This is a genomic window from Ruegeria arenilitoris, from assembly GCF_013035315.1.
Taxonomy (GTDB): Bacteria; Pseudomonadota; Alphaproteobacteria; order Rhodobacterales; family Rhodobacteraceae; genus Ruegeria; species Ruegeria arenilitoris_D.
Genome location: NZ_WQHP01000001.1, coordinates 108,574 through 125,570 on the forward strand (window position 1 = coordinate 108,574; position 16,997 = coordinate 125,570).

The window sequence follows — 16,997 nt, forward strand, 5'->3', positions numbered from 1 at the left end:
GGGATTCACCGTAGCGATGATTTTTCTTGTTATCAAACTTTTAGCTTGGACGAAGGCGCGGAATTGCTTATAAAGGATGCACTGCTCGATAGGTTTCTTGCCTGTATGAAACCTGCCTCAATAACTTAACGCCCGCTTCGCGCGGGCGTTTTTTTTGCGCTTTTTCCGATCAGTTGCGCGGGCAGAATGTTTCCCCGTTCTCTTTGCAGGTGCAGCATGGCACTGTGTCGTCAAAGTGTACCTTCAGGGAGTTCGGCCATGAGCCTTTCGAGAAAAACAGCCATCATTACCGGATCGAATTCAGGGATCGGATTGGGCGTCGCGCGCGAGCTGGCCAAGGCCGGGGCCAATGTGGTTCTGAATTCCTTCACCGACCGTGACGAAGACCATGCGCTGGCTGCCGAAATCTCGCAAGAGACGGGTACCAATGCGCGCTATATCAAGGCGGACATGTCCAAGGGTGACGAATGTCGCGCCCTGATCGAGCAGGCGGGGGCTTGTGACATTCTGGTGAACAACGCAGGCATTCAGCATGTTGCACCCGTTGATCAATTCCCGGTCGACAAATGGGACGCGATTATCGCGATCAACATGAACTCGGCCTTCCACACGATGGCCGCGGCGTTGCCGATGATGCGCGAGGCCGGTTGGGGGCGGATCGTCAACATTGCCTCGGCCCATGGATTGACGGCGTCGCCCTTTAAATCGGCTTACATCGCTGCCAAGCATGGTGTGGTCGGGATGACCAAATCGGTCGCGCTGGAAACGGCGCAAGAGCCGATCACATGCAATGCGATCTGTCCCGGCTACGTGCTGACCCCACTGGTCGAGGCGCAGATTCCGAATACCATGAAGGAATACAACATGAGCCGTGAGGACGTGATCAAGAACGTCATGCTCGAACGGCAGCCGTCCAAAGAATTCGCGACGGTCGAGCAGTTGGGTGGCACCACGGTTTTCCTGTGCTCGGACGCGGCGGCGCAGATCACGGGGACCACAATATCGGTTGATGGTGGTTGGACTGCACTCTGAAAAAGGAGGCGGTGTTGTGAAACAGATCAATCTGGCATTGCAGGGCGGCGGCGCGCATGGCGCGTTTACTTGGGGTGTCCTGGACCGGCTATTGGACGAGGACGATATCGAGGTTGCGGCTATCACCGGAACCTCGGCCGGGGCGTTGAACGGGGCCGCGTTCAAATCCGGGATGGTTCACAACGGGCGCGAAGGCGCGCGGGCAAGCCTGAATGGGTTGTGGGCGCAGATGGGTGCGGTAGGCGATATGCGCCTTGCCAACTGGATGCAGGCAGTCGAACCCGCACAGATATCTCAGGCGATGGAGTATTCCCTGCCGTTCTCGGTTGGCGATACCGTGTCGCGACTGGTCTCGCCTTACGCCTACGGCCCGTTCTATCGCAACCCGTTGCAGCAGGTGGTCGACACATTCAACTTTGATGAGGTTTGTGCAGATCAGGGGCCACAGCTCTTTGTCTGTGCAACCTGTGTCCGCAGCGGCAAGATCCGCGTCTTTACCGGGGACGAAGTTTCAACCGACGCGATCCTGGCCTCTGCCTGCCTGCCAAATCTTTTCAAGGCGATTGAGATTTTTGACCCCAAGTCAGGCCGGACCGAGGCTTACTGGGATGGCGGATACACAGGGAATCCGGCGCTTTATCCGCTGTTTAACGATGGTTTGCCCGACGATGTGGTGATCGTGAACATCAACCCGCTTGAACGGGATGAGGTGCCGAAAACACCGCAGCAGATTCAGAACCGGATCAATGAGATCAGCTTTAACTCGTCGCTGCTGCGTGAGTTACGAGCGATCAATTTCGTGCAGCGTCTGTTGGCGGACGGCAAGCTGAAAGCGGGCGAGATGAGCCGGGTTCTTGTTCATATGATCGCGGATGACGAGCTGATGAACGACCTGTCCGTCGCGACCAAAACGGTTCCGAACCCTGTGATCCTGCACAAGCTGAAAGACGCGGGCCGCGTTGCTGCGGATCGGTTTCTGGCTGATCACAAGGATGATCTGGGTGAGCGCAGCTCGGTCGACCTGCCAGAGATGTTCAGCTGATCACTCGGGCGGTTGCGTTGGGTCTTTTTCGTTGGGATAGACAAGGCCCGCAGAAATCACGAGCTTAGCCGCGTCCTCGATGGACATATCCAGCAGGATCACGTCTTCGGCTGGGAAAAACAGCAAAAAGCCAGACGTCGGGTTGGGCGTTGTCGGAACGAAAACGCTCAAAAGATCGCCGCCGGTTTCCGCGCGGTCGGCCACTTCGCCTTTGGCGGTGGTCGAGACAAAACCTATCGCCCAGATACCACGGCGCGGGTATTGGATCAGGCAGGCCTTTTCGAACGACCGCTCGGTCTGGGCGAATACCGTCTCGGAAATCTGTTTGATGCCGGAATAGATCGAGCGGACGACCGGCATCCGGTTCACAAGACTTTCGGCGAAATGGATCAGTGAGCGCCCAAGGATGCCCTTGGCGATCCAGCCGACAACGACGGTGAAGGCCAGGAAAATGACCACCCCGACGCCCCGCAGGTTGATGCCCACATATTCTTGTGGCTGGAACCTTTGCGGAATCAGCGGCAACACCGCACTGTCGATCCAGCCGACAACCGACCAGATCAGCCAAATCGTAAGCCATACAGGCGCAATGACGACGATGCCGGTCAGGAACGACGCGCGCAGGCGGGCCAACAGGCCCGGTCGGCGATGCGGTTCTTCGTCAAATGGTGTGTTCATTGCAGTCCTGAGCGGCTTTGTGCCGAATTAGTTAAGCAGTCCGGTGCCTTGGTACAATAGCTTTATGTCAATCGCTCCGGTCCGCCAGCGCGCGTGCAATGCCAGCCGCGAGCCGGGCGTTGTTGCGCACCAGGGCGATGTTTGCAGTCAGCGAACGCCCCTCGGTCTGTTCGTAAATCCGCTGCAACAGGTAAGGCGTGACACCCTTGCCGGTGATACGATGAGCGTCGGCATCGGACTGCGCTGAGGCTATGATCGGAGCCAGTTCCTCAGCCGGGATTTGATCCTCGGCAGGGATTGGATTGGCGACCAGCTGACCGCCGGGCAGACCCAGTGCGCGGCGCGTTGCGTGCGCCTTGGCTATGTCCTCGGCATTGTCCATGCGCAGCGGCGCGGCGTAAGGCGATTTCGCTGACCAGAAGGCCGGGAATTCGTCCTGCCCGTAGGCGATGACCGGAACGCCGAGCGTTTCCAGAACCTCGAGCGTTTTGGCAAGATCCAGGATCGCTTTGGCCCCTGCAGCCACAACTGTCACCGGGGATTGCGCCAGTTCGTGCAGGTCGGCAGAGATGTCGAATGTCGTCTCGGCACCCTGATGCACACCGCCGATACCGCCGGTGGCAAACACCTCGATCCCTGCATAGTGCGCGGCGATCATCGTGGCCGCGACCGTGGTCGCACCGGTGCCGCCGGTGGCCATGCAGGCGGCCATGTCGGCGCGGGACAGTTTGGCAACGCCTTGCGCCTGACCCAGTGCTTTCAGCTCATCGGCTTCCAGACCTACATGCAGCTTGCCCTTGATCACCGCCATTGTAGCCGGAACCGCGCCCGCGTCGCGGATGTCTTGTTCGACCTGCGCCGCCACCTCGATGTTCTGAGGGTAGGGCATCCCGTGCGTGATGATGGTGCTTTCCAGCGCGACGATGGGTTGGCCTGCGTCTTTGGCGGCGCGGACTTCGGCGGAATATTGGATGTCGATCACAGTGGGGTTTCTCCGGATACGTATGTTGCAGCGGCGTTCAGAGCGCGGGTCAGAGCCTCTTCGCTCGATGCGCCACTGGCCTCTGAGGCGATATGGGCCGCCATGAATGTGTCGCCCGCCCCGGTCACTCGGGTGACCAGTACGGATGGGGGTGTTTGTGTCAGGATTTCATCTGCGCTGCCTACGGTGGCCGAGTTACCTCCGTCGGTGACCAGAACGCGCAGCGCGCCACGGTCCAGCAGGCCCTTGGCTGCGGATTCGGAATCAGCGAACTCGCGTTGGCATAGTAGGCCTGCTTCTTCGAGGTTCACATAGAGCGTCGCACGCGCATGTTTCAGGAAGGGCAGCAGACGCTCGGCCTTGCCGGGCGAGGCGGGGGCCACGCGCAGATCGGCGCGGGCAAAGGCGGGGCTTTGGGCAATTTCCTCAAGCAGTGTCAGCGTCAGGTTGCCGTCCAATGCGATCGGACCTTCGAACGGTGCGTTTTCAAAGCCCAACGGACCATGCATCAGCGGGCGCAGGATTTTGGCCCCTGCGGCCTCAAGCGAATGGGCATCAGCAATGGCCGCGATCAGGCCGTTGGCCCCCTCGACCGCCATGTACCGGTCTGTAGGCAAATCCTGCGAGCGATAGACGTGATCGGTCACCATGCCCAGCCGGGCACAGGAATTGATCAGCTCATCCCCTTCGGGATCACGGCCAATAGCGGTCAGCAGGGTGGGGGTCATGCCAAAGCGCACGAGGGTCATGGCAATGTTCATCGCCACGCCGCCGGGCAGGCGGGTGATCCGTCCCGGCACGTCCGAGCCCTGCCGCATGGCGCTGGCAGACCGGCCAATCACGTCCCACAGGACCGAGCCAATGCAAAGAATGTCGCTGTTCTGAGTCATGTGATCGTCATGCCGCAGGCCCCGCGCAGGTGCAAGGGTCAACGCTCACATCGCGTCGGTAAGAGCCTTGAGCGCTGCGACGGGGTCGTCTTGGGCCCAGATCTCTTCGCCAATGCCAAAGAAATCGGTATGCGGGGCGAGTTCGCGGATCAGGTCAGGCGTCAGGCCACCTTCGGCCACCACCGGCACTTCGATCATTTCTGACCACCACTGGAACAGATCTTTCTCTGCGGTGGTGCCGTCACCCAGTGTCGAATTCCCAACCGGACCAAAGGCCACGTAGTCGGCGCCAGCTTCACCAGCGGTCATGCCGTCATGGCTGGAGGCTCCGCAAAAGCTGCCGACAATCGCGTCTGCGCCCAGTTCTTTGCGTGCGGCGCGGACCGAGCGGGCCGCGTCGTCCAGATGCACCCCGTCCAGACCCAGACGCTGGGCCAGCAGGACATGGTTCGAAATCACCAGCGCCACGTCTCGGGCATGCGCGACCTCGCGGCAGGCATCGGCCGCACGCGCGATCGTATCCTCATCACTGCCCGCAAGCGCCAGGCGGATGCAGGCGATCTCGGCACTGTCGAGCACACTGGCCAAACGGTTGGGGAAGGTGCTCAACTCAATCGTCGGCGGCGTGATCAGGTAAATCTGCGGCTGCTCGGGGGTGTCCATTGGCGCGTCCTTCGCTTTCAGTCTTTTGCGCGGTTTAGCGGATTGCGGCAGGGAAGCAAACTTTTATACCCGTTTCGGGCGCAAATGATCGCCCGGGCGACTTGCCCTGCCTGCGCGCGCGGATTAGAGCAGGCGGAACTTTCGGAGACTGCCATGCCCAGCGATAAATCTCAGCCCTCGTTCGTGCTCGTACGCCCGCAGATGGGCGAAAACATCGGTGCCGCCGCGCGGGCGATGTGGAATTTTGGGCTGGACCGGATGCGGATCGTTGCACCACGCGATGGGTGGCCGAACCACAAGGCCGTAGCGATGTCCAGCGGGGCCGGGCGGCTGCTGGATGAGGCGCAGCTGTTCGACGATCTGGCCGGGTCACTGGCCGACAGCACCTTCGTCTTTGCCACCACGGCCCGTCAACGAGGCCTGACTAAGCCGGTCTACAGCCCGGAACGCGCAATGCAGATCGCGGCGGAAAAGGTCGCAGCGGGTGAGAAGGTCGCCGTTCTGTTTGGCCCCGAACGCGCGGGGCTTGAGAATGAGGACATCGCCAAGGCCAACGCCATCATCTCGGTCCCGGTGAACCCCGAATATGCCTCGCTGAACCTCGGGCAGTGCGTGTTGCTGACCGCCTATGAGTGGATGCGCCAGACCGGAGACGTCGTGCACGAGGCCACGGATCTGGGCAAGGGCGACTGGGCCACAGGTATTGAGGTCGAGAAACTGGTCGAGCATTACGAAGACCGGCTGGAAGAGGCAGGCTTTTTCTACCCGCCCGAAAAGGCCGAAGGGATGAAAACCAACCTGCGCAATCTGTGGTCGCGGATGCGGATGACACGGGCGGATGTGCAGATGCTTCACGGGATCATGCGTCAGATGGTCCGCTGGAAAGACAAGGGCTGAGGCTGGACCTATGTTCCGCATCACCCTAGCTTGCGACGAAATCCAAGGCACAAGAGGACAGCATGAGCGGTAAGCGCAGCATCTTCGAAGACGTCTCAGACACCGAAAAACAACAAGCCGTTCAACCCGGTATGCTGGATCGCGGTCGCCGTGGCGCGCGCAAGGCCATTCGTGTCTGGCTGATGATCCTGTTCGCGCTTGTGGTCATCATGATCGCGGTGGGCGGGCTGACACGACTGACCGACAGCGGGTTGTCGATCACCGAATGGCGGCCGATCACCGGGGCTATCCCGCCGATGAACGAGGCCGACTGGCAGTCCGAGTTTGATAAGTACAAACAAATCGACCAGTGGCGCATCCAGAACCAGTGGATGGACCTGAGTGATTTCAAATTCATCTATTGGTGGGAATGGGGTCACCGACAGCTGGGTCGCTTTATTGGGGTGGTCTGGGCGATCGGTTTCTTCGGGTTTCTGGTCGCTCGACAAATTCCTGTCGGCTGGACCGGTAAGCTGCTGATCCCAGGTCTTTTGGGGGGCGTTCAGGGTGCTGTCGGCTGGTGGATGGTCGCCTCTGGCGTAACGCAGGGTGAAGGCATGATTGCTGTCGCCAGCTACCGGCTGGCGGTGCATCTTGGATTGGCGTTTGTGATCCTGGGATTCCTGGCGTGGTATATCTTTGAGCTCGGCCGCGAGGAACGCGACCTGATGCAGGCCCGCCGCGCGAAGGAGGCGAAGCTGTTTTCGCTATCGACCGGCCTTTTGCATTTCACCTTTTTGCAAATCCTCATCGGTGCGCTGGTCGCCGGGATCGACGCCGGTCGTTCGTACACCGACTGGCCCCTAATCGGCGGGCAGCTCTTGCCGCCCGATGCCGCGATGCTGGAACCGATGTGGCGAAACTTTTTTGAAAGCCCGGGCCTGGTGCAGTTCATCCACCGGTGCGTTGGCTACCTGCTGTTCATCTTCGCCGTGATCGTCTGGCGCCGCGGCAGCACCAGCGCACATCCGCAGACCCGATTTGCCTTCAATGCAGCTTTTGCGGCGCTTTCACTCCAAGTGGTGATCGGCATCGTCACCGTGGTCTACGCAGCCCCGTGGCAGATCGCGATCTTCCACCAGTTCATGGCCGTCGTGGTCTGGACCCTGATCCTGCGGGCGCGGTTCCTGACCGCTTACCCAATCGCAACCTCTCTGCGCGGAGCTTGACCCCATGGCAGCCTATGATGATCTGATGGCCTTTCAGCGCGAAACAACAGCGCTGAGCGAAATTGCAGGGCGACTGGGCTGGGACCAGGAAACGGTTATGCCGCGCGGTGCGGCCCCTCAGCGGGCCGAGGAAATGGCCGCGATCGAGGCGGTTCTTCATGCCCGCCGTTCCGATCCCCGCGTGGCGGAATGGCTGGAACAAGCAACGCCCGAGGACGAAGTTGGGCAGGCGCACCTGCGTGAAATCCGCAGAACCTATGAGCGGACAGTCAAAGTACCTGCGGATCTTGCCAAGGCTATTGCCCGCGTAACCTCGGCCGCGCAAGGCACTTGGGCTCAGGCCCGCGCGGATGAGGACGTGGCGGCGTTTCAGCCTGCACTCAGCGAGGTTGTCTCTCTCAAACGCGAAGAGGGGGCGGCGCTGGCGCAGGGCGGTGACATCTATGACGCGATGGTCGAGGATTACGAGCCCTACACGACCGGCTCTCAAATCGCCGAGATCTTTGAACAGATGCGCCCGCGTTTGGTGGCATTACGGGCGGCTGTGTTGGACAAGCCCGCGCCTGCAGCTCTGACCGGCACGTTTGACGAACTGGCTCAAATGCGATTGGCCCAGAAACTCGCCGTGACCTTTGGGTATGACCTGAACACGGGCCGTATCGACAAGTCGGTACATCCCTTCAGTTCGGGGTGTGGGCTGGATGTCCGTATCACCACCCGGACCAGCGCGACCGATCCGTTCAACTGTTTCTACTCAACAGTTCACGAGGTCGGCCACGCGGTCTATGAGCAGGGGATTGACCCTGCATTCAACTTGACTCTGTTGGGCATGGGCGTGTCGATGGGCGTCCATGAAAGCCAAAGCCGCATTTACGAGAACCAGCTCGGCCGCTCGCGCGCCTTTACCGGCTGGTTGTTCGCGCAGATGAAAGACACGTTCGGTGATTTCGGTATCGCAGACGCAGACGCGTTCTATGCGTCTGTGAATGGCGTCCATAACGGCTATATCCGCACCGAAGCAGATGAGGTGCAGTATAACCTCCACATCATGATGCGCTTTGATCTTGAGCGTGCGCTGATGACAGGCGATCTGCAGGTCAGCGACCTTGAAGCCGCGTGGAATGACCGGTTCAAGGCGGATTTCGGATACGCAGTCGACAAGCCGTCGAACGGGTGCTTGCAGGACGTGCATTGGTCGGTGGGGCTGTTTGGCTATTTCCCAACCTATTCTCTGGGCAATGTCTACGCCGGGTGCCTTTATCAGGCACTTCGCGGGGCGGTGCCGGACTTGGATGCGCAACTGGCGCAGGGCGACACCTCGGGCGCAACATCGTGGCTGCGAGAGAACCTTCAGCAGTACGGCGCGCTTTACACTCCGCGCGACGCGATCACGCGCGCCAGCGGCGTTGAGCCGGGGCCGGAGCCGTTCCTAAGCTATCTGGAAGACAAATTCGGGGCACTTTACGGGCTTTGATGCCGGGCAAACGTTCAGGTTTTGAACACCCGCGAAACGACTTCCTCGCACAGTGCCAGATATGCCCGGCTCGCCGGGCTATTGCGTGCGCTGACCATGACGGGCGCACGATTTAGGCCCATACGTTCCACATCGGTGGCAAACGGGATTTGGGCGGTCAGAAAGCGCTGACCGTAGGTATCTCTCATTTGTTCCATCGTGTCCCGATGCAGGGTCTTTGACACCTGAACCATAGAAAAGAAGCAGTGCAGTTTTTCAACTGAAAGATCATTGCTTTTAAAGTACTTGACCAACTGCCTTAAGGTGCGTTGCGACAGTGTCGTCGGGATGACCGGAACGACAATTGCGTTTGCGGTTTGAAAAATGTGTTCCGACAGCACCGAAAGGTTCGGAGGGCAATCCAGCACTACGACCTCATAGTCGAACTCGATCCCGGCCAAAGCGCGGCCCAGCGGCGAACGGGCAGTGCTGATCTGCGATAGCAAAACGTCGAACTCCCGATAGCTTTTGTTGGCGGGCAGGATGTCCAGATTGGCAAAATCACTTGCGCGTATGGCGTTACTCAGCCGCCTGGCGTCATCAAAAAACCGACTATTGCTCAGGGATTTCGAGGGTTTGAGGCGATAGTAGAACCCGGCGGCCCCTTGTGGGTCGAGGTCACATAACAGCGTGCGCACACCTGCCGAAGACAGGGCATAGGCAAGGTTGACCGCCGTCGCCGTCTTACCCACGCCACCCTTGTTGGAATAACAGGCAATGACTTTCATGCCAGATCGCGCCCTCGCACACAAAACAAACACAACAAATATCGATCTGTTGGTAAGTTTCGGCGCGCAATGTGCGCCAAGTCAACGGTTTGATACCGGTCGACTAAAATGACCAAGGCCCCGAACCCAGAGGTCCGAGGCCTTGCTGCGCTTTATTCTTCGGCGTCTTCTTCGTCGCCCTGATCGGCGATCCAGGCCACGCTGACGACCTCTTCGCCTTTGCCAGTGTTGAAAACTTTCACACCACCAGCCGAGCGCGATCGGAACGAGATCCCTTCAACCGGCACCCGGATCGACTGACCCTTGGACGTGGCCAGCATGATCTGGTCCTCGATGTCGACGGGGAAACTAGCAACAAGTTCACCGCCGCGCATTGCCTTGTCCATGGCCGCAACGCCCATGCCGCCGCGTCCGCGGACCGGGTAATCGTGGCTAGAGCTCAGCTTGCCTGCGCCGCCCGTCGTGATCGTCAGGATCAGGTTCTCGGCCGCTGACATTTCGGCGTAACGCTCTTGCGTGATCATGCCGGGTGCAGCTTCGTCCTCATCGGTCTCACCATCATCGGCGATACCGGCCACGGCACGACGCATTTTCAGATATGCGGCGCGTTCGTCCGGTCCGGCCTCGAAATGGCGGATCACGGACATCGAGACGACACGGTCGCCATTTGTCAGCTTGATGCCACGTACGCCGGTCGACTCGCGCGAGTTGAAGACACGCACGTCAGTTGTCCGGAAACGGATGGCGCGGCCCGAGTTGGTGACCAGCATCACGTCTTCGTCTTCCGAGCAGATGCGCGCGTTCACCAGTTCAACGCCTTCCGGCAGTTTCATGGCGATCTTGCCGTTGCGGCGGACATTGGTGAAATCCGACAGACGGTTGCGGCGCACGTCACCAGCGCTGGTGGCGAAGACAATCTGCAGGTTTTCCCACTCTTCATCCGGCACATCCACGGGCATGATCGCCGCGATGGAGACACCCGTCGGTATCGGCAGGATGTTGACGATGGCCTTGCCTTTACCGGTCCGGCTGGACTGCGGCAGGCGCCATGTCTTGAGCTTGTAGACCATGCCCTCGGTGGTGAAGAACAGCAGCTGCGTATGGGTGTTGGCTACGAAGAGGGTGGTGACCACATCCTCTTCCTTAGTCTGCATCCCCGACAGGCCCTTGCCGCCACGTTTTTGGGCGCGGAAATCGGCCAGTGGGGTCCGCTTGATGTAGCCGCCCGATGTGACGGTTACGACCATGTCCTCGCGTTCGATCAGGTCCTCGTCTTCCATATCGCCGGACCAGTCGACGATCTCGGTGCGACGCGGCACGGCGAATTGCTCGCGGACGCTGCGCAACTCGTCACCGATGATCGACATAATGCGCTCGCGCGAGGACAGAATGTCGAGGTATTCCTTGATCTTGGCGGCCAGTTCTTCCAGCTCGTCCGTGACCTCTTTGACGCCCAATTGGGTCAGGCGTTGCAGGCGCAGTTCAAGGATGGCACGGGCTTGAACCTCTGTCAGGTTATAGGTTCCGTCGTCGTTCATCTTGGACAGAGGATCGTCGATCAGGCGCAGATAGCCTTCGATCTCAGCTGCAGGCCAGCGGCGGGTCATCAGCTTTTCGCGCGCCTCGGCGGCGTCTGCCGACGAGCGGATCGTGGCAACAACTTCGTCCACGTTCGAAACCGCCACGGCCAGACCACACAGGATATGGCTGCGTTCGCGAGCCTTGCGCAGGTCATAGGCGGTGCGTCGAGCGACCACGTCCTCGCGGAAGTCGATGAACGAGGTCAGAAAGCGGCGCAGGGTCAGCTGCTCGGGTCGGCCACCGTTCAGGGCCAGCATGTTGCAGCCAAACGAGGTTTGCATCGGTGAAAACCGATAGAGCTGGTTCAGAACCACCTCGGGCGTTGCATCGCGCTTTAGTTCGACCACGACGCGCACACCATTGCGGTCGGATTCGTCCTGCACATGGGACACGCCTTCGATGCGTTTTTCACGCACGGCTTCGGCGATCTTTTCGATCATCGAGGCCTTGTTCACCTGATAGGGGATTTCATCCACGACGATGGCGTACCGGTCCCTGCGGATTTCTTCCACGCGGGTCTTGGCGCGGATAATCACGCTGCCGCGGCCTTCCAGGTAGGCTTTGCGCGCGCCAGACCGGCCCAGCATCACGCCGCCGGTCGGAAAGTCGGGGCCAGGCACATATTCGATCAGCTGTTCAGAGGTCAGGTCAGGGTCGTCGATCAGCGCCAGCGTGGCATCGACCACTTCGCCCAGATTGTGCGGCGGGATGTTGGTCGCCATACCCACGGCGATACCACCGGCACCATTGACCAGCATGTTCGGGAAGCGGGCGGGAAGAACCGTTGGTTCACGGTCCTTGCCATCATAGTTATCCTGAAAATCGACCGTCTCTTTTTCGATGTCGGCCAACAGGGACGCGGCGGGCTTGTCCATCCGCACTTCGGTGTAACGCATGGCAGCCGGGTTATCACCGTCCATCGAGCCAAAGTTGCCCTGACCATCCAGCAGCGGCAGCGACATCGAGAAATCCTGCGCCATCCGCACCAGCGCGTCATAGATCGCACTGTCACCGTGAGGGTGATACTTACCCATCACATCGCCAACCGGACGGGCCGATTTACGATAGGCCTTGTCATGCGTGTTCCCGGTTTCGTGCATCGCGTAGAGGATACGCCGGTGAACAGGTTTCAGGCCGTCGCGCAGATCAGGGATCGCGCGGGACACGATGACCGACATGGCATAGTCCAGATAGGACGTGCGCATCTCGGATTCGATGGACACCGTCGGGCCGTCGTAAACGGGGCGCTCTGGCGGGGTTTCATCCATGTTTTCTGGGGTTTCTGGCGTATCGCTCACGTAAACTGCCCGTTTATTGTGCTGGGTCTATATCTTGTGGATGTACCTTATCAGACCCGGCACATAAGGTGCAAGCAAGCAGCGCATTTCGCGCAAAAAACCCCCGTAACACGAGGGTAACATATTGTTAACCAAGGATTAGGTGGTTTTCGTGTTATGCTGAAGAGACCTTGCAACGATTTTGGAGGTCTGAATGGAGCAAAGCGAAACAGAACTGATGCTCAAGGGGTATGGGCTGACGACGGCAGAATTTTATTATCATATGCCCGACTATATTCACGTATTGAACACGTTCATCTGGCAGGATTACGACCTGGCGCCAGATCATCCCAAGCTTTTCGATTTTATTGAATTCTGGCAACGCGAGATTGAAGGGCCACTGCATTCGGTGCGGTTTACCCATCGCAAGATGATCGCCCCCGGCGAATGGCGCAACGTGGTCGGTGAATTTCGAGTGAACTGACCCAGAAGCATCCGGCTCAAAGCCCATATACATTTTCGCCGCTTCCGGTATCGTGATGACCAAAGCATAAATCACGAGCAGGAACACGGAATGACCAGAGTTTTGTTGCTTGCAGTCGCCATTTGCCTTGGCGGACCTGTGTCGGCTGAGGGTGTCCTCGATAAAATCAAGAAGGGCGCTGAAAATACCGCAAATGCCATTGGACGTGGGGCCGAAAGCGTCGGTCAAACGATCGAAAAAGGGGCCGGTGCGGTGGATGAGACCATAACGTCCACATCTGAGCTGTTGTCCAACGAGGCGACGCCAGAAGAAACCCGCGCCAAGCTGGATGTCATGGCCTCAGATGTGTTGGCGCAACTGCTGACAGAAAACCCCGAGGCGCAGGCGCTGTACGATGTCAGTGCCGGGTATGCCGCGTTCGATTCCCGCAAAGTAACCGTTTTTCCGGTCGCTGCCGGGTACGGTCGCGGCGTTGCGGTGGATAAAGAGACCGGCCAGCACACGTACATGAACATGGGAACCGGCGGCGTTGGTGCGGCTGTGGGGATCGGCGGGTTCGAGACCAAGTTCGTGATCCTGTTCGAAACCCAGGCGGATTTGGACCACTTCATCACCAATGGCTACGACGCCACAGCAGAGTCCGGCGCGATGTACGGCGACGAGCGCACAGACGAAACGCTCAGGTTCACCGACGGGCGATCTTTCTTTGTGCTCAGCAAAAAGGGTTGGCGCGTTTCGGCTGGTGCTTCCGGCACGAAATACTGGAAGTCACCCGAGCTGAACTAGCCCGAGCAGCTTGCCCCGCCCAGAACGCAGAACTTGGCACAGTGCGGGTGATTTAGGTGCACGTCGGCTTCGGCTTCGGCCAGTGTTGTTCCCAATTCAAACTCGGGCTCATAGGGCAACAGTGTGCACGCCAGCACTGCAGGGCGTTCGGCCCCCTTGCGTTTGACCACCATACGAGCGTTTGAGCACATCACCGACGTTGGCGATTTGTCCAGTATGCCCCAGCAGGCGGTCGTGATTTCGGGGACTTCCACGCTTTCGTCCATTTCAGGGAACAGAACGGTTTGGCCGGGGTTTTGCGCATCGATATCAAAGCGGTGCTGTTGGAAAAACGCATCGTAGCCCGCACGGCTGTCCGCATCGCTGTCTCCCCAAACCGTGCGGCCCGCAATCGCGATGTTGAACCGGTTGTCGCGCAGCCACTCCATGCCGGTGACCGTCTTGTCAAAACTGCCTTTGCCGCGTTCCTCGTCATGCAATTCGGGGCGGAAGTGGTCGACTGAAATCCGCAGGGTTAGCTTGTCACCATAATCGGCCTGCAGATCCAGCAAACCTTCGCGCATCTTTCGGCGCATCATCGGCTGCATTGCATTGGTCAGGATCAGAACCTCGTACCCGCGTTCCAGTGCGGCACGGGTCATGTCGATCATTTCGGGGTTCATGAAAGGCTCACCGCCCGTAAACCCAATCTCGCGCACCGGCCAGCCACGCTCTTCGATCTGGTTGAGGTAATCGCGCACTTCGTCGGCGGTGATATAGACAAGCGCATCATTGGTCGGGCTGCTGGCGATATAGCAGTTGACGCATTCGATGTTGCACAGTGTGCCGGTATTGAACCATAGGGTTTCTGGGTTTTTCAGCGCAACCGACGCGCGGGTCTGCCCATCTGCTGTCACCAGTTTGTTCTGAAACTTGCCGATATTGGCGGTCTGAGGCGCGTTGTCTTTCATTACCGTATCCGGTTCTTTCTAGTTGTCTTTGATGTAGCCCTTTGAGTCGGATTAGTTAAGTCAGGCCGATGACACCTGACAGAGTTTTGATGACGAGGTTTTTGCGGTGACTGGTGGCGCTAACATTGGACATGCCCTGCGGGGCAAGGTAAAGAAAAATCATGGTTTCTCGCGTCATACCTGTTGATCCGTTCGATCTCGTCATTTTTGGCGGGACCGGCGATTTGGCGCAGCGCAAGATTTTACCGGCGCTGTTCAAGCGCTTTTGTGCGGGGCAGTGGGATGACGCCGTGCAAATCATCGGTGCCGCGCGCACCGAACACGATCGGGCGGCGTTTCAGGCCATTGTGGCCGAATCGCTGCGTGCCCATGCACCGGCACAGTGTCAGAATGCGGCGGCGTTGGATGCGTTTTTGCAACGCGTCGACTACGTGACGCTGGATGGGTCTTCGAACGAGGGCTGGGACCAATTGGCGGCGAAGCTGACCGCAGACCGGGTCAGAGCGTTTTACTTTTCCGTGGGACCTCGGCTGTTTGGACCCTTGGCGGAACGGATCAAGGCGCATGATCTGGCGACGCCCAGCACCCGAATCGTGGTCGAAAAACCCTTTGGTCACGACCTGGAAAGTGCGCGCGCCTTGAACGCGACGCTGGCCGAGCATTTTCGCGAAGGGCAAATCTACCGCATCGACCATTATCTGGGCAAGGAAACCGTCCAGAACCTGATGGCGGTACGCTTTGGCAATATGCTGTTCGAACCGCTCTGGAACAGCCAGTATGTCGATCACATCCAGATCACCGTGGCCGAGTCCGTGGGCATTGACGGTCGTGAGGAGTATTATGAGCGCGCAGGGGCGATGCGCGACATGATGCAGAACCACCTGATGCAGCTTTTGTGCCTGATTGCGATGGAGCCACCGGCCAAATTCGATCCGGATGCGGTGCGGGACGAAAAGCTGAAAGTCATCCGCGCGCTGGATCAAGTCGAGCCGCACCATATCGTCCGCGGTCAGTTCGATGGTGGCCGCAGCGGGCAAGGATACCGTGAGATTGTGGGCAATCCACGCTCGACCACCGAAAGCTATGTCGCGCTCAAGGCGCATGTCAGCAATTGGCGGTGGGCGGGAACACCGTTCTACCTGCGCACGGGTAAGCGTTTGGTGGCGCGCTCCTCGGTGATCAACGTGATGTTCAAGGACGCGCCGCACTCGATCTTTGGCGAAGATGCAGGCCGCCACGCAAATGTCCTGTCGATCCGCTTGCAGCCGAACGAAGGGATCACGCTGAAGGTGACAATCAAAGAGCCGGGGCAGGGCGGGATGCGCCTTGTCGATGTGCCCCTGGACATGAGTTTTGCCGAGGCGCTGGGACCGGAAAACCAGAACCCGCCAGATGCCTATGAACGGTTGGTCATGGACGTGATCCGAGGAAACCAGACCCTGTTCATGCGCGGCGACGAGGTCGAGGCCGCGTGGGCCTGGACCGACCCGATCATCGCCGGCTGGGAAGCGCGCGGCGATGTTCCCAAACCCTATGAAAGCGGCAGCACAGGCCCGGGCGACGCCGAGCTGCTGATGAAACGAGATGGTCGCCGGTGGCAAGGAATAAACCCATGAATATTCAGGAATATGCTGACCGCGACATGCTGGCCATTGATGTCGCAAACGCCTTGGCTGGAGAGCTAGAGGCCGCCTTGCTGCATCATGATATGGTCTCGTTGGCGGTGCCTGGAGGAACGACTCCGGGGCCGGTGTTTGACAGTCTTTGCGCTGCGGATCTGGAGTGGGATCGGGTACGGGTTCTGCCCACCGATGAACGGTGTGTACCGGGCGACAGCGAGCGGTCGAACGAACGCCTGATCCGCCAGCGTCTGCTTACAAACCGCGCATCGGTTGCGCAATATGTGCCGCTCTATGTCGAAGGAAAAGAGCCCGATGCGGTATTGGCCGAAATCGAAAGCCTGATCACTCCGGTCCTTCCGCTGTCCGTTCTTGTGTTGGGTATGGGTGAGGATATGCACACGGCATCTTTGTTTCCCGGGATGGCAGGGATCGAGGCCGCGCTGGACAGCCACGCCCGCCCGTTGGCTGTGGCGCGTCCCGAAACGCAGCCCGAAGCGCGGATTACACTGACTGGGCCGGTATTGGACGGTGCTCTGTCCAAGCATCTGATCATTTTCGGGGCCGCCAAGCGGGATGCATTGGATAGGGCCATGTCCATGCCACCCGAAGAAGCACCCATTGCCGCAGCCCTCACCGGTATGACCGTACATTGGGCGGAGTAACG

General features: G+C 59.3%; 16 protein-coding genes. 9 read left to right on the plus strand and 7 right to left on the minus strand.

Annotated features, from left to right (window positions below; translation table 11 throughout):
- Positions 1-258 precede the first annotated feature (258 nt).
- Positions 259-1,032 carry a 3-hydroxybutyrate dehydrogenase gene (locus GOV53_RS00540; RefSeq protein WP_170463443.1) on the plus strand — a complete coding sequence of 258 codons (774 nt, stop codon included), beginning with the start codon at positions 259-261 and terminating at the stop codon, positions 1,030-1,032.
- Positions 1,010-2,074, plus strand: a complete 1,065-nt coding sequence (locus GOV53_RS00545) for a patatin-like phospholipase family protein (RefSeq protein ID WP_170463445.1) — start codon at positions 1,010-1,012, stop codon at positions 2,072-2,074. The genes GOV53_RS00540 and GOV53_RS00545 overlap by 23 nt, the downstream gene beginning before the upstream one ends.
- On the opposite strand, the gene GOV53_RS00550 is transcribed toward GOV53_RS00545, so the two are convergent.
- From GOV53_RS00550 to GOV53_RS00565, 4 genes are all read right to left on the minus strand, one after another.
- Entirely contained in the window at positions 2,075-2,752 is a 678-nt protein-coding gene (locus GOV53_RS00550; RefSeq protein WP_170463447.1) for a DUF502 domain-containing protein, read from the minus strand.
- A 67-nt stretch (positions 2,753-2,819) separates the two neighbouring features.
- Positions 2,820-3,734, minus strand: a complete 915-nt coding sequence (locus tag GOV53_RS00555) for a pseudouridine-5'-phosphate glycosidase (protein WP_170463449.1) — start codon at positions 3,732-3,734, stop codon at positions 2,820-2,822.
- Positions 3,731-4,624: a PfkB family carbohydrate kinase gene (locus tag GOV53_RS00560; protein WP_170463451.1), complete on the minus strand. Its 894-nt coding sequence runs from the start codon at positions 4,622-4,624 to the stop codon at positions 3,731-3,733. The genes GOV53_RS00555 and GOV53_RS00560 overlap by 4 nt, the downstream gene beginning before the upstream one ends.
- Before the next feature lie 45 nt (positions 4,625-4,669).
- Positions 4,670-5,287, minus strand: coding sequence for a thiamine phosphate synthase (locus GOV53_RS00565; protein WP_170463452.1), 618 nt, complete (start codon positions 5,285-5,287; stop codon positions 4,670-4,672).
- A gap of 153 nt (positions 5,288-5,440) precedes the next feature.
- On the opposite strand from GOV53_RS00565, the gene GOV53_RS00570 reads away from it, so the two are divergent.
- The 3 genes from GOV53_RS00570 to GOV53_RS00580 all read left to right on the plus strand — a co-directional run bounded on the left by GOV53_RS00570 (position 5,441) and on the right by GOV53_RS00580 (position 8,866).
- Positions 5,441-6,184 carry an RNA methyltransferase gene (locus GOV53_RS00570; RefSeq protein ID WP_170463454.1) on the plus strand — a complete coding sequence of 248 codons (744 nt, stop codon included), beginning with the start codon at positions 5,441-5,443 and terminating at the stop codon, positions 6,182-6,184.
- 62 nt (positions 6,185-6,246) lie between these two features.
- On the plus strand, positions 6,247-7,392 hold the full coding sequence (ctaA, locus tag GOV53_RS00575) for a heme A synthase (RefSeq protein WP_170463456.1): 1,146 nt from the start codon (positions 6,247-6,249) through the stop codon (positions 7,390-7,392).
- A gap of 4 nt (positions 7,393-7,396) precedes the next feature.
- On the plus strand, positions 7,397-8,866 hold the full coding sequence (locus tag GOV53_RS00580) for a carboxypeptidase M32 (protein WP_170463458.1): 1,470 nt from the start codon (positions 7,397-7,399) through the stop codon (positions 8,864-8,866).
- Between the two features lie 14 nt (positions 8,867-8,880).
- On the opposite strand, the gene GOV53_RS00585 is transcribed toward GOV53_RS00580, so the two are convergent.
- A complete protein-coding gene (locus GOV53_RS00585) occupies positions 8,881-9,633 on the minus strand; it encodes a ParA family protein (RefSeq protein ID WP_170463460.1) in 753 nt (250 codons plus the stop codon).
- A gap of 152 nt (positions 9,634-9,785) precedes the next feature.
- Entirely contained in the window at positions 9,786-12,512 is a 2,727-nt protein-coding gene (gyrA, locus tag GOV53_RS00590) for a DNA gyrase subunit A (protein ID WP_170424497.1), read from the minus strand.
- Positions 12,513-12,705: 193 nt separating this feature from the next.
- Here gyrA and GOV53_RS00595 point away from each other — a divergent pair, with 193 nt between their 5' ends.
- Together GOV53_RS00595 and GOV53_RS00600 are read left to right on the plus strand one after the other, a co-directional pair.
- Positions 12,706-12,975, plus strand: a complete 270-nt coding sequence (locus tag GOV53_RS00595) for an usg protein (protein WP_170463462.1) — start codon at positions 12,706-12,708, stop codon at positions 12,973-12,975.
- 90 nt (positions 12,976-13,065) lie between these two features.
- Positions 13,066-13,761 (plus strand): hypothetical protein, encoded by a 696-nt coding sequence (locus tag GOV53_RS00600; protein ID WP_170463464.1) that lies wholly within the window; start codon positions 13,066-13,068, stop codon positions 13,759-13,761.
- On the opposite strand, the gene GOV53_RS00605 is transcribed toward GOV53_RS00600, so the two are convergent.
- Positions 13,758-14,711 carry a radical SAM protein gene (locus tag GOV53_RS00605; protein ID WP_170463466.1) on the minus strand — a complete coding sequence of 318 codons (954 nt, stop codon included), beginning with the start codon at positions 14,709-14,711 and terminating at the stop codon, positions 13,758-13,760. The genes GOV53_RS00600 and GOV53_RS00605 overlap by 4 nt on opposite strands.
- 161 nt (positions 14,712-14,872) lie before the next feature.
- On the opposite strand from GOV53_RS00605, the gene zwf reads away from it, so the two are divergent.
- Positions 14,873-16,327, plus strand: coding sequence for a glucose-6-phosphate dehydrogenase (gene zwf / locus GOV53_RS00610; protein ID WP_170463467.1), 1,455 nt, complete (start codon positions 14,873-14,875; stop codon positions 16,325-16,327).
- Complete coding sequence (gene pgl / locus GOV53_RS00615; protein WP_170463469.1) at positions 16,324-16,995, plus strand: 6-phosphogluconolactonase; 672 nt, start codon at positions 16,324-16,326, stop codon at positions 16,993-16,995. Before zwf ends, pgl begins: the two co-directional genes overlap by 4 nt.
- The last annotated feature ends 2 nt before the right edge of the window (positions 16,996-16,997 follow it).